This window comes from Haloferax sp. Atlit-4N, from assembly GCF_003383025.1.
Lineage (GTDB): Archaea > Halobacteriota > Halobacteria > Halobacteriales > Haloferacaceae > Haloferax > Haloferax gibbonsii.
Genome location: NZ_PSYY01000002.1, coordinates 299896 through 320613, shown reverse-complemented (window position 1 = coordinate 320613; position 20718 = coordinate 299896). Strand labels below are relative to the sequence as shown.

Sequence of the window (20718 nt, the reverse complement as noted above, 5' to 3'; positions counted from 1 at the left end):
GGGCCGGCGCGGGAAACGTCGGGGCATGACAGACGCCGCGTCCCTCGCCGACCGCGTTCGGGAGGGCGAACTCCGCCTCCACGAACTCGAAGCGCACGCCGACGCCGACACCGCCGCCGAGGCGCGCCGGCTGCTCGTCGAATCGCAGTCCGGCGCGTCGCTCGACGCGGTTGGTAACTACGGCTTCCCCGCCGAGGCCGCCGAGTCGGCCATCGAGAACATGGTCGGCGCGATTCAGGTGCCGATGGGCGTCGCCGGCCCCGTCAGCGTCGACGGCGGCTCCGTCTCCGGCGAGAAGTACCTCCCGCTCGCGACCACCGAGGGCGCGCTCCTCGCGTCGGTCAACCGCGGCTGTTCGGTCATCAACAGCGCCGGCGGCGCGACCGCCCGCGTCCTCAAGTCCGGGATGACCCGCGCGCCCGTGTTCCGCGTCGCCGACGTGGCCGAGGCCGAGGCGCTCGTCTCGTGGACCCGCGACAACTTCGCGGCGCTGAAGGAAGCCGCCGAGGAGACGACGAACCACGGCGAACTCCTCGACGTGACGCCGTACGTCGTCGGCAACTCGGTCTACCTGCGGTTCCGCTACGACACCAAGGACGCGATGGGGATGAACATGGCCACCATCGCCACCGAGGCCGCCTCCGGCGTCGTCGAAGCAGAGACGAGCGCCTCGCTCGTCGCCCTCTCGGGCAACCTCTGTACCGACAAGAAGCCCGCCGCAATCAACGCCGTCGAGGGCCGCGGCCGGAGCGTCACCGCCGACGTGCGCATCCCGCGCGAGGTCGTCGAAGAGCGCCTGCACACCACGCCTGAAGCGGTCGCCGAACTCAACACCCGCAAGAACCTCGTCGGCTCCGCGAAGGCCGCGAGCCTCGGCTTCAACGCCCACGTCGCCAACGTCGTCGCCGCGATGTTCCTCGCCACCGGACAGGACGAGGCGCAGGTCGTCGAGGGCGCGAACGCCATCACGACCGCCGAGGTGCAGGACGGCGACCTCTACGTCTCGGTCTCCATCGCCTCCCTCGAAGTCGGCACCGTCGGCGGCGGCACGAAGCTCCCGACGCAGTCCGAGGGCCTCGACATCCTCGGCGTCAGCGGCGGCGGCGACCCCGCCGGCTCCAACGCCGACGCCCTTGCCGAGTGCATCGCCGTCGGCTCCCTCGCGGGCGAACTCTCGCTCCTTTCGGCGCTCGCCTCGCGGCACCTCTCCAGCGCCCACGCCGAACTCGGTCGATAACTCGAACCGGGTTTCAGTTTCACCGGCACCGGACACAGCTGAACTGCTTTTCTCAGCACACTCCCGCACTATACTAGCGTATTCGCATCTCTCTGTTTACTTTCACTTTCACCCCGCACCCGTGGCTCGCGTTTATTCCGTTTCCGCGGAAACGATGAAAACGCGCCCGTCGGGCAGCACCCGCGGGCGTGTCCACACCCCATCCCCTCCCATGCCACTCTCTACACGCAGTACCGACCCCGAATCGCCCGACGAGTACGACGACGCGCGGCGGTTGGCGCTCGCGCTCAGGCTGGTGAAGTTGGCCCTCGGCGTCGTCGCCTCCGCGCTGACCGTGGCGAAGTTGCTCGGCGCGCTCTGAGGTGCTCGCGCTCGCGGCCCCCTCCTACCGGTCGCCCGCCGCGACGCTCAGACCAGTCGGTGTCGGCCCCGCGACTCCGACACCTCGCCGCGCCGCCGGAGTTTGTCGAGCAGGTCGCGGGCGCGGTCCTCCGGGACGCCGCGTTCGACCGCGGTCGCGACGATTTCCTCCTCGGTCGGCCGGTCGCCGTCCCGAACCGCCTCGCGAACGACCGTCAGGCGGTCGGGCGACCCCGACGACGAGTTCCGACCGCGAGAGGCGGCCTCGCCCGCCTCGAACACCTCGTCGGCGTCGAGCCCCGAGCCTTCGAGGTACTCGCGGTCGTCGACGCCCGACTCCTCGGCCCGCCGGTCGAGTTCCGAGACGTGTTCGACCTGCGCGAACGCCTCGCTGTCGCCGTGTTTCTTCGCCAACAGCGCCGAGCGCGCCTGCCGCGCGGCGTCCCTGTCGTCGGACTCGAAGAAGCGCCGGAGCTTCTTCGTCTGGTGTCGCCTGCCGCACCGCGGACACGTCGCCGTCTTCGACCCGTCGGGGTCCGAAAGCAGCCACATGTTCGCGCAGTCCGTACACCCTACGACCGCGTACATACGCCGATGTTCCGCGGCGTCGGATTTGAACGTTCGGGAGCGGGAGCGACCGCGGGCCCCTCGCGGGTGACGACCCCCGCCGCGCCTCCCCGGCGGATTTATCCCCGTTCCCTGTGGCTTGCCACCATGGACCGAGTTTCACTCGACGACGCGCCGTCCGCCGAGGCGGCCGACGGCGTCTCCCTCTCGCTCCTCGCGGGCGGGGAGAAGATGAACGTCCAGCACTTCCGCATCGAACCCGGCGCGGCCGTCCCGGTTCACGACCACCCGCACGAGCAGGTCGGCTACATCGTCGCCGGCGAACTGACGTTCCTCGTCGGCGACGAGGGCGAGGAAGTCGCCGTCGGTCCCGGCGACGCCTACTCGCTCGCGGGCGGCGAACTCCACGGTGCGGAGAACCGCGGCGACGAGACCGTCGTCGGCATCGACGTGTTCTCGCCGCCGCGGGAGAATCCGCCGTGGCTAGACTGACGCCGAGTGCGACCCCCCGTTAGAACCTCCCTTACGGGCCGTCGGGGTGGGGTCTCTCGAACGAGTCCCGGAACGTTTCGTTCGAAACACATGAGGAGAAAGCATTTATCAGTCCGGTGTCACCATCCGGTAGACGGTAGTCCCTAACTATGCCCCTCCCCCGCGTACTTCCTCCATGGATAGCGCCCGGCGCGCCGAACACCCCGGATACCCCGCCGAGCAGCGGGCGACCATGAGTCACTCGAAGCTCGCACGCGAGCCGTGGCTGTGGGTGTTCGTCGGCGTCTGGGCGGCGGTCGTCAGCGCGCTCCACTTCGGCGGGCTCGCCTACGACATCTACACGCGTATCTGGTGGTGGGACGTGCTCACCCACTCGCTCTCGGGCTTCGGCGTCGCGGGCGTGTTGTTCCTCGTGTTCCCCCGGACCTTCCGGGGCGCTCGCGCCCCGGTGGTCGTCGGTGGCATCATCCTCGCCATCGGCGCGGGGTTCGAGGTGTACGAGTACCTGTTCAAGGACTTCTGGTGGGGCTGGTCGATGGCCTACTACGTCGAGGACACCGCGATAGACCTCGTGGTCGACGTGGTCGGCGGCCTCGGCTTTTTCGCCCTCGTCGAGGGCGTCCTCAGGTCGCGGACGCGGGCGGACAGCCCCCGCGGCGACTCGCCGCCCTCCTCCGGTCACCTCCGCTCCGACGGCGGCGAGAAGGCGGACGACGACTCCTCATCGGACCGCTGACTCCGGACGCGATGCTCCCGTCGGGAGGGTTAATTTAACCCCAAACGTGTTGCTCCGTCGGGATAACGTACATATCGATGATGTCCTATCTCTCGTCTATGCTTCCGCTCGCAGCAGGCCCGGCACCGACCCTCCTCACCGTACTCGGCGCGACTCGCGCACTCCCCCGCGCATGCTGAGGCGCACCTGGGACGAGATGGTGCTGGCCGGGTGGGAAGAACGCCCCCGAGAGATGGCCGCCGTCGCGGTGTTCGGGGGCGTCGTCACCGCGACGCACTTCACGAGCATGGCGCTGTTTCTCTACACCCGCATCTGGTGGTGGGACATCCTCGTCCACGCCGCCTCCGGGTTCGGCGTCGCGGCGGTCCTCTACGTCCTCAACCCCCGCCTGCTCCACTCGCGGGTCGCGCTCCTCGTCGTCCTCCCGATGGCGGTCGCCGCCATCGGCACGTGGTTCGAGGTGTACGAGCGCCTGTTCACTAGCTTCTGGGTCGAGTGGCCCCGCTCTGTCTACTTGGAGGACACGGGCGTCGACATCGTCGCCGACACCGCCGGCGCGGTCGTCTTCGGGTTCGTCAGGCCCCTGTGGAACCGGATTCAGCGCTGGCGGGACCCGAATCGACTGTAGTCGGCGCGAAAGAACTGCGGCGTCGGTGCCGCGAGAGAGAAGTGGTGTGTTCGTTTACGCCAATTCGTGAATGTATCCAGAAATCGGAGATTTCTGGCTGCTCAACGAACTCGCCTACGCGAGTTCGTTGATGTTCTCGGAAATCACAGATTTCCGAGCGCACAAAAAGCTCGCTTATGCGAGCTTTTTGATGTTGCCGAGCGAAGCTCGGCAGACTCACGAATGGGCTTACGCCAATTCGTGAATGTTCTCGACGACCTTGTCGGCGTACTCGCTCGTGGCGAGCTTGTTGCCGCCCTCAATCTGGCGTTCGAGGTCGTAGGTGACGTCGCCGTCCGAGATGGTCTTCTCGACGGCGTCGCGGATGAGCTTGCCGGCGTCCTTCCAGCCCATGTACTCGAACATGAGACGGCCGGAGAGGATCATCGCGGTCGGGTTGACCTTGTCCTCGCCGGCGTACTTGGGCGCGGAGCCGTGGACGGGCTCTGCGAGACAGAGACCCTCGCCGAAGTTCGCGCCGGGGGCGATGCCGAGACCACCGATCTGCGCGCCGGCGGCGTCGGACATGTAGTCGCCGTTGAGGTTCATCGTGGCGATGACCTCGTAGTCGGCGGTGCGGGTGAGAAGCTGCTGGAGCATGTTGTCGGCGATGCGGTCCTTGACGACGACCTTGTCCTCGGGCTTCTCGCCGTCGTACTCCTCCCAGAGCTCGTCTTCCGTGATGGTGACGTCGCCGAACTCCTCTTCGGCGAGTTCGTAGCCCCAGTCGCGGAACGCGCCCTCGGTGAACTTCATGATGTTACCCTTGTGGACGAGGGTGACGGAGTCGCGGTCGTTTTCGAGGGCGTACTCGATGGCCTCGCGGACGAGTCGCTTCGTCCCGAACTCGGTGATGGGCTTGATGCCGATGCCGACGGGACCGTCGTGGATGACGCCGTCCGCGCCCATCTCGTCTTCGACGAACTCCTTGACCTTCTGGACCTCGTCGGTGCCGGCTTCCCACTCGATGCCGGCGTACACGTCTTCGGTGTTCTCGCGGAACGTGACCATGTCCATCGCCGAGGGGTTCTTCACGGGCGACGGGACGCCGTCGAGGTGGTAGGTCGGGCGGACGTTCGCGTAGAGGTCGAGCTTCTTGCGGAGCGCGACGTTGAGCGAGCGGAAGCCGGCACCGACGGGCGTCGTGAGCGGGCCCTTGATTGCGACGCGGTGGTTGCGGATGGCGCTTACCGTGTCCTCCGGGAGGTTCTCGTCGTACTTGTCGCGGGCGGACGAACCGGCGTAGACGCGCATCCAAGAGACAGAGCGGCCGGTCGCCTCGGCGGCGGCGTCGAGGACCTTCTGTGCGGCGGGGCCGACGTCCGTTCCGATTCCGTCGCCGTGGATGATCGGAATAATCGGGTTGTCGGGGACGGAGAGCTCGCCCGTCTCCTCGTCGACCGTGATTTTCTCGCCGTCATCCGGAACCTCAATCTGGTCGTAGCTCATGAACAATTTGGGTTTTCCAGTGCGGTGTAAAAGTCCTGCCGTTATCGACGGCGAACTGCAAGTATCGCTCCATTCGGCGGTCGATACGTTTACACTCACGCTCTGAAGACACCTCCGTATGCGAATTATCCTCCACGGCGGTGCCGGCGGCATCCCCGGCGAACCGGAACCCAGACAGGCCGTCTTGGACGACGCGGCCGACGCGGGCGCGAGCGAATCCGACCCGCTTTCGGCGGTCGAGACCGCGGTCCGCGTCCTCGAATCCGACCACCGATTCAACGCGGGCGTCGGCGGCGCGGTCCAGTCCGACGGCGTCGTCCGCACCGACGCGGGCGTCATGCTGAGCGACCGACGCGCCGGCGCGGCCTCCGGCATGGAGGGCGTCGAACACGCCGTCTCCGTCGCGCGGGCGGTCCTCGAAGACACCCCGCACGTCCTCCTGACGGGCGAGCCGGCGGTCGACTTCGCCGCCGACGCGGGCGTCGAGACCGGCGTCGACCTCTTCACCGACGAGACCCGCGAGCGCTGGGAGAACGCGGACGCGCCCGAGGGGTCGCCGACGGAACACCTCGCGTGGCTCGCGGACCGCTTCGGCGGCAGCACGAGCGACCCGACGGCCGAGGCGGGTGACGGCTACCTGCCGGCCCGCGAGGAGACCTCGGCAGGCAGTGGCCGCCCGGCTCGCAACGCTCGCCTTCCCGGCCACGACAATTCTGAGGGAACCTCAGCAAGCAGTGACCGCTCGGCTCACGATGTTCGCCTTCCCGGTCACGACACGGTCGGCGCGGTCGCCACCGACGGCGAGACGTTCGCCTCCGCGACCTCGACCGGCGGCCGCTGGTTCGCCCTCGCCGGCCGTGTCGGCGACGTACCCCAAATCGGCTCGGGTTTCTACGCCTCCCCCGCGGGCGGCGCGTCGACCACGGGAGCGGGAGAGGACATCGCGCGCGTGACGCTCGCACGTCGCGCTGTCGGCCACCTCGAACGCGGCTGCGACGCCCAGACCGCGGCCGACCTCGCCATCGAGGAGTTCGGCGAACTCACCGGGTCGTCGGCTGGCATCATCCTCCTCGACGACGAGGGCTTCGGCTCGGCGTACAACTCCGACGGGATGCAGACCAGCACCGCGTCGAAGTAGTCCCAATCGGGCGTCTGCGACCGTTCGTCCGGCCGCGCCAGCGGTCGCCGCCACGGTTTACTCGGTTCGGTCCTTGGAGTTCCCCATGAGCGATTGGACCGCGGCCGACGCCCCCGACCTCTCGGGGAAGACCGTCGTCGTCACCGGCGCGAACAGCGGCCTCGGCTTCGAGGCGACGCGCATGTTCGCAGAGAAGGGCGCGCACGTCGTCATGGCCTGCCGGAGCCTCGACCGCGGCGAGGACGCCATGGCCGACGTCCGCGACTCGGTGCCGGCGGCCTCGCTGACTCTCTCGGAACTCGACCTCGCCGACCTCGACTCCGTCCGGGGGTTCGCCGACGAGTTCGCCGCCGAGCACGGGGCGTTACACGCCCTCTGCAACAACGCCGGCGTGATGGCGATTCCCCGGCGGGAGACCGCACAGGGCTTCGAGACGCAGTTCGGCGTGAACCACCTCGGTCACTTCGTCCTGAGCGCCCGCCTGTTTCCGACGCTCCGCGACACGCCCGGCGAGACGCGGCTCGTCACGATGTCGAGCGGCCTCCACGAGCGCGGCCGGATGGACTTCGACGACCTGCAGGGCGAACGCGACTACGACGAGTGGGACGCCTACGCCCAGAGCAAGCTCGCGAACCTGCTTTTCGCGTTCGAACTCGACCGCCGGCTGACCGCCGCGGGCATCGACGACGTGCTGAGCGTGGGCGCACATCCCGGCTACGCCGACACGAACCTCCAGTTCCGCGGCCCCGAGGCGTCCGGGTCGACGCTCCGGTACTGGATGAGCAAACTCGGCAACGCGATATTCGCCCAGTCGGCCGAGATGGGCGCGCTCCCGCTTCTGTACGCCGCCACGTCGCCGGCTGTCGAAAGCGGGGAGTACGTCGGCCCGCAGGGGCTGTTCGGCATGCGCGGCAACCCCGGCATCGCGGAGTCGAGCGACCGCGCCAGAGACCCGGAGACTGCCGCACGGCTCTGGGAGGTCTCGGAGGAACTCACCGACACGCGGTTCCGACTGGCCTGAACCGCGCCGGGCCGAGCGGCGCGGCGACCGGGTGGTGGGAGAGGCGAGACGGCCAAATACTGTGGCGTGCTATCTACCCCCGTGACCGAATCAACGCCGACAATCACCGGGAGCGTCGCCGACGCCCTCGTCTCCACCTGCCGAACGACCCTCGGGGACGCTCTCCGAAGCGTCGTCCACTTCACCCGCGACGACTTCGACGTGCTGTACGTCCGGCGGGACCTCTACGGCGGCGACGAGGCCGCGGCGCGTGCGGCCAAATCCGAACTCGTCGAGAGCGAGCGCACCGGGTTCGGACCGCAGGAAACCTACAACGCCGGCAGGAACGGCGAGCGTCCGGAGTTCGGCGAGTACGAGTTCACCCTTCGCGTCTTCTCTGACGGGTTCGTCGGCCGCGTCGTCGCCGGGGACCGCGGCGTCATCGTCACCACCGACGAACTCGAACTCTCGGAGTTCGAGGAGATGGAAGTCGCGCTCCGTCGGATGCTCGAAACGAACACCGCCGGGTGAACCGACTCGCCGGCGGGCGCGACGACCCTTCGAGCGCTGTCGGTCTCGTTGGTCGCTCGTCCGGTCCTACACGCCCTCGACGAGTCGCTCTAGCTGTTCCGGCGGAACCGCACCTCTCGCGGCGTAGCCCTCGTACGCGAACGTTGGGACGCCGGTGACGCCGTGTTGCTGGGCCTCGCTGAATCGTTCGCGCACCTCGCTCCGAAGCGTTTCGTCTCCGAGCGCGGACGTGACTTCCTCGCCGTCGACGCCCACCGATTCGGCGAGTTCGACGAGTACCGCCTCGTCGCCGATGTCTTTGCCGTCCTGCCAGAGCGCCTCGAAGACCGACTCGTCGAACGCGAGCCACGTCTCGTAGTCGGCGTGTCCCTTCAGGTAGTACGAGACGACCTGCGCCGGAAGCGAGTCCACGTCGGTCCCGAGTTCCAGGTTCATCTCGACGCCGTAGCGCTCTTGTAACCGGCGGACTCCCTGCTTCGCCTGCTCGTAGTAGTCTTCGTCTTTTCCGTCGTCGACCGAGAAGTCGATGCTCCCGTCGGGGCGGCGCTTCTGACTCCGCAGGTCGAACGGATGCCAGTCGATGTCGAGTTCCTCGTCTCTCGTCTCTTGGTACTGCGACAGGGACTGCCTCCCGAGGTAGCAGAAGGGACACACGTAGTCCGAGTAGACCGTTATCGCCTGGTCGGCGTCTGAACTCATGCGTATTTGTCCCTTCTACGGTTACAAAAACGGCGCGGTCGCCGGCGACCAGTTCGAATGCCGACGCTACTAAGTTGCAGAGAGCGAACGGCCGCGAGGAGAGTAGCCGACCGCCTCAGCGTCCGAACAGACGCTGCCTGAGGCTTCGGTCGGTGGCGCGCTCCACCAGGAGAACCGCGTGGTCGGTGTCGTTGACCACGTCGAGGTGCAGCGAGTCGGTCAGGAGTCGAGTGAGAAGGCCCTGTTCGGTCGCTCCCATCAGCACCATCGAGTGGCTGTCGGCCCGGTCGGCGATGGCTCGTTCGATGTCGCCGGAGTCGTCGACGATTCGCGCCGCGTCCTGCAGGCCGTGTTCGGTCGCCCAGTCGGAGAGGAACGCCTCGCCCCGTTCGCGGTCGTCCGGGCCGTCGACGACGTGAAGGAGCGTCACCTCCGACCCGACGGTCGAGTGGAGGGACTTCGCGACCTCGGCACTCAGCGCCGAGTGGGCGCTATCGACCGTCGGCAAGAGGAGTCGGCTGGTGTCGTAGTTCCGGTCGTTGAGGACGAGGAAGTCGCAGGGCAGGCGACTCGTCAACTCGCTCATCGTCCGCTCTGCACGTCCTCCCGCCCAGATTCGGTCGTTGCTCCAGCCCATGACGACGAGGTCCGCGTCTTTGCGGCGGGCGACGGTGAATATCTCCTCGAACGAGCGGTGTGAGACGACGGTCGACGTGCGGGCTTCGATATCGTAGCCGGCAGCGCGTTCGCGGGCGTCTTCGAGCTGCTCGTTGGAGTGTGCGATAATCCGCTGGTTCTGTGCGGCACCGTAGCGTTGCGAGACGCGCGAGGGGACCTGCACCACGTGGACGATGTCGACGATGGCGTCCTCTTTCGACTTCGCGAGCGCGCAGGCGAGTTCGACGACGTGCGACTCGGTCCGCGGGTTCGCGATGGGGACGACGACCCGGTAGGAGTCCGGGTGGTCTTCGGTTCCCTCTTCGGTCTCGATGAGCGGGACGTACGACCGTCCCGCGAGCCCACCCAGCACCCACTCACGAATCGAGAGCTGCCGTTTCGCGCCCTCGAAACGAGCGGATTCTAACCGGTTTTCCGTCGTCTGGAAGTAGTTGACGACGGTGACGAGGACGACGCCGCCGAAGGTGTTGCCCAACAGGACGGGGACGACGAACTCGGTCAGGCCGACGAGGAACGCCAGCTGGCCGTTCATCACGAGGTAGACCATCTCGGTGTAGGAGACGACGACGTGGAAGAGGCCACCCAGCGGGACCGCGAGGAACGCGAGGTAGACGACGACGAGACGAGAGATGGTGTCGCGGGCGGCGAAGGTGACCCAGACGACGCCGGCGACGATAAGGCCGGCGAACGCGGCCTTGAAGAAGAGACTCCACCATGGCGTCTCGACGCCCTTCTGAGCGAGTTCGAGCGCCGCGTTCGCGGCTTCCGGCGAGAGGACGCCGCCGAAGGCGAGAGCGGCCGCACCGAGCGTCCCGCCGAAGAGGTTCCCCGCGAGGACGACGACCCAGTTACGCAAGAGCGCGGGGATACTGGCCAACCGCTCCAGCGTCAACGCGACCGGCGGGAGCGTGTTCTCGGTGTAGAGCTGATAGCCCCCGATGATGATGTAGATGAACCCGAGCGGGTAGAGCATCGCACTTAACACCGGGTCGCCGCCGGTGGACGCCTTCATCGAGACGTAGAGGAGGAACGTGATCGTAATCGCGAAGCCCGCGGCGAGGGCGCTGAAGAACAGTTCCCGCGCCCCGGAGGTTATCTCCTCGTCCGCGGCCGCGACGATGCGCTGGAACACCTCGTCGGACGAAAACCGGTCGCGAACCACCGAACCGACCGCCGGCGCGCCGCTTCGTGACCGTTCGACGGCCTCGCGAACGGATTCGTCGAGCTCCGTCGACTCGGGTTCTGTCATTGAGCGGTGTTTTTCGAATAAACCGTTCTAAACGTACCGGTTCAGGCCGTCTACAACAGTTCGGTCGCGTCGGAAGCGGCCACCCATGTATGTCGAGTATCATCTACGGCGTATCCGTACCCACGACCAACAGACACCACCGCTGCAACCGCTGCGGCCGCGATTTCGACTCCGGGGAGCGACTCGACGAACACGTCGAGCGCCGCCACCCGAAGGAGGACGTCCGCTGGTGGGTCGTCGTCGAAGACCCCGCGAAGGACCGCAAGTTCTCGCGCTGACCGTCCCGACCCCCCGCTCCGCGGTCGCCGGCGACCGCAGGCGACGCCCTCAGCCGAGGTGGCTCTCGAACCAGTCGGCGGCGAGGTCGGCCACCTCGTCCAGTTCGCCCGGCCCCTCGAACAGGTGGCCCGCGCCGGCGACGACTTCCAACGACTTCTCGCAGTCCAGTCGGGCGAACGCGTCGCGGTTCAGGCTCAAAACCGGCTCGTCGGCACCGCCGACGACGAACAGCGTCGGTGCCGTCACGTCGCCGAGCCGCGACTCCGCGAGGTCGACGCGCCCGCCGCGAGAGACGACCGCGCCGGCGTCGTCGCCGAGGTCGGCCGCCGCGAGGACCGCCGCCGCCGCGCCGGTGCTCGACCCGAAGTAGCCGTAGTCGAGGGCCGCGACGTCGTCGCGGCCGCGGAGCCACTCGGTCGCGCCGAGCAGTCGCTCGGTCAGAAGCGGGATGTCGAACCGCGTCTCGTACGTCTCGTCTTCCGCCTCCGTGAGCAGGTCGAAAAGGAGCGTCCCGAGCCCGCGGTCGCGGATGACCTCGGCGACGAAGTTGTTCCGCGGGCTCTTCCGACTGCTGCCGCTGCCGTGGGCGAACACCACGAGCCCCGACGCCCCGGACGGAACGCGGAGGTCGCCCTCCAGCACCGCGTCGCCGACGGGTATCGAGACGAGGTTCGTCGTCGTGTCGTTCATACGAGACGATACGCTCGAACCGGGCTTAGACCTGTCTCGACCCGTCGCTTCGCGTGAATCCGCAGTCCGTTCGTTCTGATGGTCATGACTTACACAATTAATGTTAATAGATACTCGGGAGTACACCCGCACGCCAACTATGGTGAGTGTTACCGACCTACAGACGATGTACGAGCAGATGGTGACCGCTCGGCACTACGAGGAGCGACTGGTGGACGAGTACCTCGTCGGCAAGCAGCCGGCGTTCGACATCTCGGCGGGGCCGATTCCCGGCGAACTCCACCTCGCGGCCGGCCACGAGGCGTCCGGAGCGGGCGTCTGCATGCACCTCCGAGACGACGACACGGTGACCGCGCCGCACCGACCGCACCACATCGCCATCGCGAAGGGCGTCGACCTCAAGCGCATGACCGCCGAGATTTTCGGCCGGAAGACGGGGCTCTGCCGCGGGAAGGGCGGGCACATGCACCTGTTCGACCCCGACGTGAACTTCGCGTGTTCGGGCATCATCGCGCAGGGCTGTCCGCCGGCGGTCGGCGCGGCGATGGCGGCGAAAAAGCGGAACACCGACGCCGTGGCCGTCGCCTTCCTCGGCGAGGGCGCTATCGACCAGGGCGGCTTCCTCGAATCGCTGAACCTCGCGGCGGTCCACGACCTCCCGGTCGTCTTCGTCGTCGAGGACAACGACTGGGCCATCAGCATGCCGAAAGACCGCGTGACCGACGTGCAGAACGGCGCACAGCGCGCCGCCGGCTTCGACCTGCCCGGCGTCCGAATCGACTCCGACGACGCCACGGCGGTCTACGAGGCCGCGGGCGAGGCCGTGATGCGCGCCCGCGACGGCAACGGGCCGACGCTCATCGAGGTACAGGTCCACCGCCGGATGGGCCACTTCATGGGCGACGCCGAAGCCTATCGACCGGAGGCCGACATCGACCGCGCGAAGCAGCGCGACTCCATCGAGCGACTCGCCGAGGACCTCCGCTCGCACGGCGTGACCGACGACGAACTCGACGAGATTCGAGAGCGCGCCCACGAGCGGGTCGAGGAGGCGATTTCGTGGGCCAAAGAGCAGCCCGAACCGGCCCCGGAGGAGGCGTACGAGAACGTGTTTACGAACCCGCCGGCGCAGGCGGCGACGGACGGCGGGAGCGCGACAGACGCGCCGGACGACGCCGGCGAGACGGGAGGTGACAACTGATGGCGACTGAATCACGAGACTACACGGAAGCGACCGAGACGGACCGCGAACTGACCATGAGCAGGGCGATGGTGGAAGCCATCGCGTGGGAGATGCGCGAGAACGAGGAGGTGTTCTACATGGGCGAGGACGTCGCCGACTACGGCGGCATCTTCTCCAGTACGACCGGCCTCTTGGACGAGTTCGGCCGCGACCGCGTGATGGACGTGCCCATCAGCGAGACGGCCTACCTCGGCGCGGCCGTCGGGGCCGCACAGGCCGGCATGCGCCCGATTGCCGAACTGATGTTCGTCGACTTCTTCGGCGTCGCCATGGACCAGATCTACAACAACATGGCGAAGAACACCTACATGAGCGGCGGGTCCTTTTCGGTCCCGATGGTGCTGACCACGGCCGTCGGCGGAACTTACAACGACGCCGGCCAGCACTCCCAGACGCTCTACGGGACCTTCGCCCACCTGCCGGGGATGAAAGTCGTCGTCCCCTCGACGGCCTACGACGCCAAGGGCCTGATGCACAGCGCCATCCGCGACGACGACCCGGTCGTCTACATGTTCCACAAGCGCCTCATGGGCCTTGGTTGGATGCCCTCGCCTTCGGGCCCGAAGACCGGGGTTCCCAAGGACGACTACACGATTCCGTTCGGCGAGGCCGACGTGAAGCGCCCCGGCGACGACGTGACCGTGGTCACCCTCGGCCTGCACGTCCACCGGGCGATGGAGGCCGCGGAACAGCTCGACGACGACGGCATCGACGCCGAGGTCATCGACCTCCGGACGCTCGTACCCCTCGACACTGAGACGGTGCTCGACTCGGTCCGCAAGACCGGGAAACTCCTCGTCGTGGACGAAGACTACCAGTCGTTCGGCGTGACGGGGGAAATCATCGCGCGGGCCGCCGAGGGCGCGCTGAACGACCTCTCGGCCGTCAAGCGCCTCGCCATCCCCGACGTGCCGATTCCCTACGCCCGCTCGCTGGAAGACGAGGTCAACCCCGGCACCGACGATATCGCGGCGGCCGTCCGCGAACTCCACGAATGAGACGAGCGCCCGAAACAGACGGGGACGGAGGCAGAGACGGGAACGGAGGCGGACGATGAGCGACGCCCTCGACGTGAACTCGGCCGATTCGTGGCCCGACGACGCCGACGACGTGGCCGAGGGCTACCTCGCCAACTGGTTCGTCCGCGAGGGGTCGGCGGTCGACGAGGGCGAGACGCTCTGCGAGATACAGGTCGAGAAGGTGAGCATCGACGTGGCCGCGCCGACCGCGGGGACGGTCACGGAGATACTCGTCGCCGAGGGCGGCGACTTCGACCGCGGCGACGTGCTCGCGCGGGTGCAACCGAGCGCCTGACGACGGCTATTTTTCGGCGGTACGCTGTTCGGGTCAACAGGGAGAGACGTCGTCACCGCTGGTGCGTTCGACATCCGTCTCGGTCACGAGGTAGAGCGCCTCCGAGGACGAGTCCGCTTCTTCGCCTTCTTTGCCGTACCAGTACGGATGCGTCACGTCGACGACGACGCCGTCAGCAGAGCGTTCGACGACCATCGCTTCTTTGCTCGCCGTCGTCGGTGTCGTTCCCCAACTCAGGAGACAGGTGGCGTTCTGCAGACGGTTTTCGAGATAGGTTTCCTCGGCGGCGAGCGCTCGGGCTTTGGCGTCCTCGTCTGAAATTTCGGCGAGTGGAACTGCTGTCTCGGATTCCGGTGTTGCCGTCTGGTCATCGGTCGTCTCGGGGTGTGTCGTGGTGGGTGAGCCATCACCAGTCGGTGTGTCGGCGAGACATCCTGCGAGACCGATTCCGAAGACGAGAACGATGCCGGTACGCTGGAGGATACGTCTTCGGTGGTGAGGAGAGTTCATAGACTCGTCTGCAACGTGGACCAGAATATGTCTTCTGTCCAACTAAACGTGCGGGCCAGTCGTGTCGGGCACGCTACGACTCGTGGTCGCCGTTCTTCGACCGGTGGGTCTCCGCCAGCGCCCGGTTCATCAGGACAGTATGCGCCTCGACTTCCTGTGCGTCGTCTGTCGGGCGTAGTTGCTGGTACCGACCGTCGGCGTCCATCACCCAGCGCCGGCGGTTGTCCGACAGGAGCGCGTCGAGGACGGCGTCGAGTTCGGCGCGGTGTTCCGGGTCTTCGACGGGCGCGACGGCCTCGACCCGGCGGTCGAGATTGCGCGTCATCCAGTCGGCAGAGCCGACGTAGTAGTCGGGGTCGCCCGCGTTTTCGAAGTAGAAGATACGCGAGTGTTCGAGGAACCGACCGACGACGCTCGACACCGAGACGTTCTCCGAGAGCCCATCGATGCCGGGCCTGAGCCGGCAGATTCCCCGGACCACGAGGTCGATATCGACGCCCGCCATCGACGCCTCGTAGAGTTCGCGGACCATCGCGGGGTCCTCGAGGGAGTTCATCTTGGCGACGATGCGGGCGTCGCGGCCGGCGCGGGCGTGGTCGGCCTCCCGGCGGACGAGTCGGGTCATCTCCTCGCGGAGACTCGTCGGCGCGACCAGCAGTTTCCGGTAGGTCTCCTGGCGCGAATGGCCGGTGAAGAAGTTGAACAGGCGAACGAGGTCGTGACCGATGTCGGGGTCGGCCGTGAACAGCCCGAGGTCGGTGTAGAGCTTCGCCGTCTGGGAGTGGTAGTTCCCGGTGGCGACGTGGGAGTACAGTCGCACCTCGTCGTCCTCCTCGCGGACGACGAGCGCCGTCTTCGAGTGGGTCTTCAGCCCGATAGTGCCGTAGGCGACGTGGATGCCCTCCTCTTCGAGGCGGCGGACCCACCGGAGGTTGTTCTCCTCGTCGAACCGCGCTTTGAGTTCGACCATCACCGCGACCTGCTTGCCGTTCTTCGCGGCCTCGATGAGCGTCTCGATGACCTCGGAGTCCGGCGCGGTCCGGTAGATGGTGGCTTTGATGGCCAGCACGTCCGGGTCGGCCGCGGCGGCCGCGAGGAACGTTCCCACCGTGCCCGTAAACGAGTGGTACGGGTGGTGGACGAGCACGTCCTTCCGGGCGATTTCGGCGAACACCGACTCGGGGTCGTCGGCGGAGCGCCCGGCGAACCGCGGGTGGGGCTGCGGCGTCCACGGCTCGACTTCGAGCTCCGGGCGGTCGAGGTCGAAAAGCGACGTGAGCGCCCCGTAGTCCAGCGGTAGGTCGCGCTCGAACACCTCGGGGTCGTCCACGTCGAGCTGTTCCGCGAGCAGGTCGCGGACCGCCTCGGGCGTGCCCGACTGGACTTCCAGTCGAACGACCGTTGCGAACCGGCGCTGGCGGAGCACGTCCTCTATCGTGGCGATGAGGCCCTCGGCGACCTCCTCGTTCCGGCGGACCTCGGCGTTCCGCGTCACCCTGAACGCGGAGGTGTCGATGACCTCGACGTTCGGGAACAACAGGTCGATGTTGCGCTCGATGACGGCCACGAGCGGAACGAACCTGACGGGGGCGGCTGAGCCGGCGGATTCGGAGGTGGAGGCATCGGCGTCGGTCGCCTCGTTTGCGTCGCCGACGCGCTCGTCGACGTTGACGAGTCGCGGGCGGTTGCCGGGGACCTTGACCCGCGAGAACTTCGTCGGCTCGTCGTCGCCCTCGGTCGTTCGGACCGCGAGCGACAGCGAGAGGTTCGAGATGAATGGGAACGGGTGCGCCGGGTCGAACGTCAGGGGTGTGAGCGTCGGCAGGACCGACGCCTCGAAGTAGTCGCGGAGCGCCGCCCGCTCGTCGGGCGCGAGGTCGTCGTAGCCGACGATTTCGATGCCCGCGTCGGCGAGCGCGGGCCGGACGAGGTCGTGAAAGCAGGCCGACTGCCGGTCAAGCAGGTCGCGAGCGCGGTCGAGGACGAGCGACCACTGTCGGCTCGGCGTCCGACCGTCGGGCGACAGTTCGCTCACGCCGGCGGCCATCTGCTGTTTCAGGCCGCCGACGCGCTTCATGAAGAACTCGTCGAGGTTCGAGGTGAGAATCGAGAGGAACTTGACGCGCTCGAAAAGCGGGTTGCGGTCGTCGACCGCCTCGTGGAGGACGCGCTCGTGGAAGGCGAGTTCGCTGAGTTCGCGGTTGAGGTACAGCGCGGGGTCGGTGAGGTCGGCGTCGGCTGGAGTGGACTCGCCGTCTCCGCGCTCGCGGACGCGGACCGGCGCGGTCGTCTGACTGTCCTGCCGGGCCTGCGAGTCGCCGCCGCGAGCCTCGTCGTCGGACATGTGCTGAGAGGAGATGGTTCGGCGGCGACCTTTAGTTCGCCGCCTCCGACTCGGCGGGGCTCAGACCAGCGCGGGCTGGCGCGGTTCGAGAATCTTCGAGTCCTTGCGGGACTCGTGGGTGACCTCGGACTCGACGGCGACGAGTTCGTCGGCGCGGAGGTCGTAGGCGGTGAGCGCGCCGCCGTAGACCGCGCCCGTGTCGAGCCCCATCGCGTGCTCGAAGACGGCGGGGTGGGCCATGACGGTGTGGCCGAAGAAAACGCGCTCGGGGCCCTCGTAGTGCTCGAACCAGAACGGGCCGTCGTAGCTGTCGCCGGGGTTCATCGCCCGGGTGTTCTCGAGGGCGTCCACGTCGTGTTCGTCGAGCGGCTTTTCGGGGTGGATGCCGCCGTGGACGACGATGGCCCCGTCCCACGTGATAGCGACCGGGAGGTTCGAAATCCACTCGAGGTCGTCGTCGGTCAGCGCGTCTATCTCCTTCGTGCCGCGGATGAGTTTCTCCTCGTTGTTGCCGCGGACGGTCAGGAAGTTGTCGCGCTCGCGGACGTAGTCCACGACGCCCTTGCTGTCCGGCCCCTTCCGCACGAGGTCGCCGACGAAGACGACGAGGTCGTCCTCGGACGGGTCGAGCCGGTCGACGAGGCGTTCGAGCGCCGGCAGACACCCGTGTACGTCGCCGACGACGTACACGTCGTCCCAGTCGTCGATGTCGACTCGAAGGTGTTGCTCGGCGACGTCGGGGTGGAAGGATGGGACACTCATTGGAAACGTTCTCTCCTATTTCAGAACATCCCTGCCTAAGAAAGGGTTGCTAGTTTCGGAATGTTGTGCTATATAGACGTGGGAGCGTTTGTCTCGCACGGTATCCGAGTCGGCTGCGGCGGCCCGCGCTCAGTCGCCGGCCATCCCGCAATCGCTTTCCGGCGCGGCCGCGAAGTCGCGGTCATGAGTATCGGACCCCTCGACGACGAGACGGTCGAGAAGTATCGAGAGGCAGGGGAGGTCCTGCGCACGGTGCTGGACGAGTCGGCCGAGATGGTCGAACCCGGCGTCACCCACCTCGAAGTCGCCGAGTACGCCGAAGGTCGCATCCGCGAACTCGCCGACGGCTGCGCCTTCCCGGTCAACATCAGCGTCAACGAGGAGGCCTCGCACGCCAGCCCCGGCCGCGACGACGACACCGTGTTCGGCGAGGACATGGTCTGTCTCGACGTCGGCGTCCACGTCGACGGCTACATCGCCGACTCCGCCGTGACCGTCGACCTCTCGGGCAACGACGAACTCGTCGAGTCCGCCGAGGAGGCGCTCGACGCCGCCCTCGACATGGTCGAAGCGGGCGCGCACACCGGGAAAATCGGCGCGGAAATCGAGGACGTGATTCGCGGCTACGGCTACACGCCCGTCCTCAACCTCTCGGGCCACGGCGTCGAACAGTGGGACGCCCACACCGACCCGACCATCCCGAACCGCGGCGCAGAGCGCGGCGTCGAACTCGAAGTCGGCGACGTGGTCGCCATCGAACCGTTCGCCACCGACGGCTCCGGCAAGGTCACCGAGGGCTCGAAAAACGAGATTTACAGCCTCGTCAACGACCGCTCGGTCCGCGACCGCATGTCGCGCAAACTGCTCGACGAGGTGCGCGAGAAGTACAAACTGCTCCCCTTCGCGGGTCGCTGGTTCGAGGGCGGCCGCTCCGAGATGGCCATCCGCCGGCTCGAACAGCAGGGCATCTTGCGCGGCTACCCCGTCCTGAAAGAAGAGGAGGGCGCGCTTGTCGGACAGGCCGAAGACACCATCATCGTCACCGAAGACGGCTACGAGAACCTCACGCGGTAATCGGACGAAGTCGGGGTCGGCATCGGGTCGGCATCGAGGTCGACACCGACCGCTCCGAGACCGAAACGGCTTGCACGTCCGGTCCCGTTGGGCCGCCATGGACCAACTGTTCGCCCCGTGGCGCATCGAGTGGGTCGCCCGCGACGACGACCAAGACGCGGCCGACGCCGACGACCCGGACGACGACCGCTGTCCCTTCTGTGCGCTCCCCGAACGCGACGACGACAGAGAGAGCAAAATCGTCGCTCGCTCCCCGCACTCGTTCGTCCTCCTGAACAACTACCCCTACGCGCCGGGGCACGTCATGGTCATCCCGTACCGCCACACCGGCGAGTTCGCCGCCCTCTCCGACGAGGAACTCCTCGACCACGCGCGGCTCAAATCGAAGACGCTCGCCGCGTTAGACGCCGCCTTCGACCCCGACGGCTGTAACGCGGGCGAGAACCTCGGCGGGTCGGCCGCCGGCGGCTCCATCGACGACCACCTCCACACCCACGTCGTCCCGCGGTGGAGCGGCGACACCAACTTCATGCCGGTCATCTCCGACACGAAAGTGCTCGTGCAGGCCCTCGACGACTCCTACGACCAACTTCGCGAGGCGTTCGCCGGCCTCGACGGCGCGGTCGTCGACGCCGACGACGACGCGGTTCGCTTCGAATTAGACTGACTCTAAAACTCACGTCGAGTGCGTCTAATAGGCCGCTCCGGCCCGAAGCGCATTTGAACCCCACTCCCGAAAGCCACGGTAATGGAGCGAAAGCGGGCCATTCGTCGAGTCGGATTCGTCGTCCTCGTGGCGAACCTGCTTCTCGTCCTCGGGAAGGGCGGCGTGTGGTGGACGACCGGGAGTCTGGCCCTCGGGTCCGAGGCGGTCAACAGCCTCTCGGACGTGGTCTACAGCACCATCATCCTCGGCGGCCTCTACCTGACGACGAAGCCGCCGGACTGGGAACACCCCCACGGCCACGAGCGCATCGAGCCGTTCATCTCGCTTTTCGTCGCGGTCGGCATCTTCGCCGCCGGCGGGGCGATTCTCTGGCAGAGCACGTCCAGCATCCTCGCCGGAACCTACGGCGGGTCCGCGGGGATGCTCGGCGTCGTCGTCCTCGTCGTCGCGGCGGCGGGGAAGTACGTCCTCTACCGCTACTGCTACTCGGTCGGCCGCGAGCAGAACTCGCCCGCGCTCGTCGCCGCCGGCGTCGACAACCGAAACGACATCCTCACCGCGGGCGCGGCGCTCGTCGGCGTGGTCGGCGGCCAGTTCGGCTACCCAATCTTGGACCCGCTGGCCGCCATGGTCGTCTCCATCGGCATCGTCTACACCGGCTACGAAATCGTCCGCGACAACGTGAACTACCTCGTCGGGGCCGCGCCGCCGGAGTATCTCCGGGCGCTCATCGTCCAGACCGCCCTGTCGCACCCCGACGTCTACGGCGCACACGACGTGGTCGCCCACTACGTCGGCCCCGAAATCGACGTGAGCCTCCACATCGAGGTCGAAGGCGACATGACGCTCGCGGAGGCCCACGACATCGAGACGTGGGTCGTCCAGGCGATTCGGAACATCGACGAGGTCGACGACGTGTTCGTCCACATCGACCCGCGAGAGCTCGGCGAGTGGAAGGAAGACGACGAGACGGACCGCTACACCATGTTCTCGCCCGACGGCGGCAACAGTCGCTGACGCGTCGGGGGGTGT

Annotated in this window: 23 protein-coding genes; 15 read left to right on the top strand and 8 right to left on the bottom strand. The window is 67.3% G+C overall.

All coding sequences use genetic code 11. The annotated features are described in order from the left end of the window. The first annotated feature begins 25 nt into the window (after positions 1-25). Both hmgA and C5C07_RS21290 read left to right on the top strand, forming a co-directional pair. On the top strand, positions 26-1237 hold the full coding sequence (gene hmgA, locus C5C07_RS10780) for a hydroxymethylglutaryl-CoA reductase (NADPH) (protein WP_115805058.1): 1212 nt from the start codon (positions 26-28) through the stop codon (positions 1235-1237). Positions 1238-1448: 211 nt separating this feature from the next. Further along, positions 1449-1598 carry a hypothetical protein gene (locus C5C07_RS21290; RefSeq protein WP_156224407.1) on the top strand — a complete coding sequence of 50 codons (150 nt, stop codon included), beginning with the start codon at positions 1449-1451 and terminating at the stop codon, positions 1596-1598. Positions 1599-1645: 47 nt separating this feature from the next. Here C5C07_RS21290 and C5C07_RS10775 read toward each other — a convergent pair whose 3' ends face one another. Further along, positions 1646-2185 carry a DUF5817 domain-containing protein gene (locus C5C07_RS10775; protein ID WP_004974877.1) on the bottom strand — a complete coding sequence of 180 codons (540 nt, stop codon included), beginning with the start codon at positions 2183-2185 and terminating at the stop codon, positions 1646-1648. A gap of 126 nt (positions 2186-2311) precedes the next feature. On the opposite strand from C5C07_RS10775, the gene C5C07_RS10770 reads away from it, so the two are divergent. From C5C07_RS10770 to C5C07_RS10760, 3 genes are all read left to right on the top strand, one after another. Further along, positions 2312-2656 carry a cupin domain-containing protein gene (locus tag C5C07_RS10770; RefSeq protein WP_004974876.1) on the top strand — a complete coding sequence of 115 codons (345 nt, stop codon included), beginning with the start codon at positions 2312-2314 and terminating at the stop codon, positions 2654-2656. A gap of 232 nt (positions 2657-2888) precedes the next feature. Further along, entirely contained in the window at positions 2889-3392 is a 504-nt protein-coding gene (locus C5C07_RS10765; RefSeq protein WP_081605199.1) for a hypothetical protein, read from the top strand. Positions 3393-3564: 172 nt separating this feature from the next. Next, the gene (locus C5C07_RS10760) at positions 3565-4020 is read left to right on the top strand and encodes a hypothetical protein (RefSeq protein WP_115805057.1); all 456 of its coding nucleotides are present in this window, start codon (positions 3565-3567) and stop codon (positions 4018-4020) included. Between the two features lie 228 nt (positions 4021-4248). Here C5C07_RS10760 and icd read toward each other — a convergent pair whose 3' ends face one another. Beyond that, on the bottom strand, positions 4249-5508 hold the full coding sequence (gene icd / locus C5C07_RS10755) for an isocitrate dehydrogenase (NADP(+)) (RefSeq protein WP_004974870.1): 1260 nt from the start codon (positions 5506-5508) through the stop codon (positions 4249-4251). A gap of 118 nt (positions 5509-5626) precedes the next feature. On the opposite strand from icd, the gene C5C07_RS10750 reads away from it, so the two are divergent. The 3 genes from C5C07_RS10750 (at position 5627) to C5C07_RS10740 (ending at position 8177) form a co-directional block, all read left to right on the top strand. Continuing rightward, positions 5627-6646 carry an isoaspartyl peptidase/L-asparaginase gene (locus tag C5C07_RS10750; protein WP_115805056.1) on the top strand — a complete coding sequence of 340 codons (1020 nt, stop codon included), beginning with the start codon at positions 5627-5629 and terminating at the stop codon, positions 6644-6646. A gap of 85 nt (positions 6647-6731) precedes the next feature. Further along, a complete protein-coding gene (locus C5C07_RS10745) occupies positions 6732-7667 on the top strand; it encodes an oxidoreductase (RefSeq protein ID WP_115805055.1) in 936 nt (311 codons plus the stop codon). 81 nt (positions 7668-7748) lie between these two features. Beyond that, on the top strand, positions 7749-8177 hold the full coding sequence (locus C5C07_RS10740; protein ID WP_004974860.1) for a hypothetical protein: 429 nt from the start codon (positions 7749-7751) through the stop codon (positions 8175-8177). A gap of 66 nt (positions 8178-8243) precedes the next feature. On the opposite strand, the gene C5C07_RS10735 is transcribed toward C5C07_RS10740, so the two are convergent. Beyond that, on the bottom strand, positions 8244-8876 hold the full coding sequence (locus tag C5C07_RS10735) for a DsbA family protein (RefSeq protein WP_050459689.1): 633 nt from the start codon (positions 8874-8876) through the stop codon (positions 8244-8246). A 115-nt stretch (positions 8877-8991) separates the two neighbouring features. Next, positions 8992-10803 (bottom strand): formate/nitrite transporter family protein, encoded by a 1812-nt coding sequence (locus tag C5C07_RS10730; RefSeq protein ID WP_050459690.1) that lies wholly within the window; start codon positions 10801-10803, stop codon positions 8992-8994. Positions 10804-10892: 89 nt separating this feature from the next. On the opposite strand from C5C07_RS10730, the gene C5C07_RS10725 reads away from it, so the two are divergent. Next, positions 10893-11081: a hypothetical protein gene (locus C5C07_RS10725; protein ID WP_115805054.1), complete on the top strand. Its 189-nt coding sequence runs from the start codon at positions 10893-10895 to the stop codon at positions 11079-11081. A 49-nt stretch (positions 11082-11130) separates the two neighbouring features. Here the strand turns inward: C5C07_RS10725 and C5C07_RS10720 are convergent, their stop codons facing one another. Further along, positions 11131-11772 (bottom strand): dienelactone hydrolase family protein, encoded by a 642-nt coding sequence (locus C5C07_RS10720; protein WP_004974852.1) that lies wholly within the window; start codon positions 11770-11772, stop codon positions 11131-11133. Between the two features lie 166 nt (positions 11773-11938). On the opposite strand from C5C07_RS10720, the gene C5C07_RS10715 reads away from it, so the two are divergent. The 3 genes from C5C07_RS10715 to C5C07_RS10705 are packed head-to-tail and all read left to right on the top strand — an operon-like array spanning position 11939 to position 14329. Beyond that, positions 11939-12973, top strand: a complete 1035-nt coding sequence (locus C5C07_RS10715) for a thiamine pyrophosphate-dependent dehydrogenase E1 component subunit alpha (protein WP_004974850.1) — start codon at positions 11939-11941, stop codon at positions 12971-12973. Beyond that, positions 12973-14013, top strand: a complete 1041-nt coding sequence (locus C5C07_RS10710; protein ID WP_115805053.1) for an alpha-ketoacid dehydrogenase subunit beta — start codon at positions 12973-12975, stop codon at positions 14011-14013. The genes C5C07_RS10715 and C5C07_RS10710 overlap by 1 nt, the downstream gene beginning before the upstream one ends. 55 nt (positions 14014-14068) lie before the next feature. After that, positions 14069-14329, top strand: a complete 261-nt coding sequence (locus tag C5C07_RS10705; protein WP_115805052.1) for a lipoyl domain-containing protein — start codon at positions 14069-14071, stop codon at positions 14327-14329. A gap of 33 nt (positions 14330-14362) precedes the next feature. Here the strand turns inward: C5C07_RS10705 and C5C07_RS21020 are convergent, their stop codons facing one another. The 3 genes from C5C07_RS21020 to C5C07_RS10695 form a co-directional block, all read right to left on the bottom strand. Continuing rightward, positions 14363-14839, bottom strand: a complete 477-nt coding sequence (locus tag C5C07_RS21020) for a hypothetical protein (protein ID WP_115820708.1) — start codon at positions 14837-14839, stop codon at positions 14363-14365. Between the two features lie 73 nt (positions 14840-14912). After that, the gene (gene ppk1 / locus C5C07_RS10700) at positions 14913-17183 is read right to left on the bottom strand and encodes a polyphosphate kinase 1 (protein WP_115805051.1); all 2271 of its coding nucleotides are present in this window, start codon (positions 17181-17183) and stop codon (positions 14913-14915) included. A gap of 60 nt (positions 17184-17243) precedes the next feature. Further along, the gene (locus C5C07_RS10695; protein WP_004974838.1) at positions 17244-17945 is read right to left on the bottom strand and encodes a metallophosphoesterase family protein; all 702 of its coding nucleotides are present in this window, start codon (positions 17943-17945) and stop codon (positions 17244-17246) included. A 183-nt stretch (positions 17946-18128) separates the two neighbouring features. Between C5C07_RS10695 and map the strand changes: the two genes are divergently transcribed. From map to C5C07_RS10680, 3 genes are all read left to right on the top strand, one after another. Next, entirely contained in the window at positions 18129-19019 is an 891-nt protein-coding gene (gene map, locus C5C07_RS10690; protein WP_004974836.1) for a type II methionyl aminopeptidase, read from the top strand. A gap of 97 nt (positions 19020-19116) precedes the next feature. After that, positions 19117-19686, top strand: a complete 570-nt coding sequence (locus C5C07_RS10685) for an HIT domain-containing protein (RefSeq protein ID WP_115805050.1) — start codon at positions 19117-19119, stop codon at positions 19684-19686. Positions 19687-19767: 81 nt separating this feature from the next. Then, positions 19768-20703: a cation diffusion facilitator family transporter gene (locus tag C5C07_RS10680; RefSeq protein ID WP_004974833.1), complete on the top strand. Its 936-nt coding sequence runs from the start codon at positions 19768-19770 to the stop codon at positions 20701-20703. Positions 20704-20718: the final 15 nt, after the last annotated feature.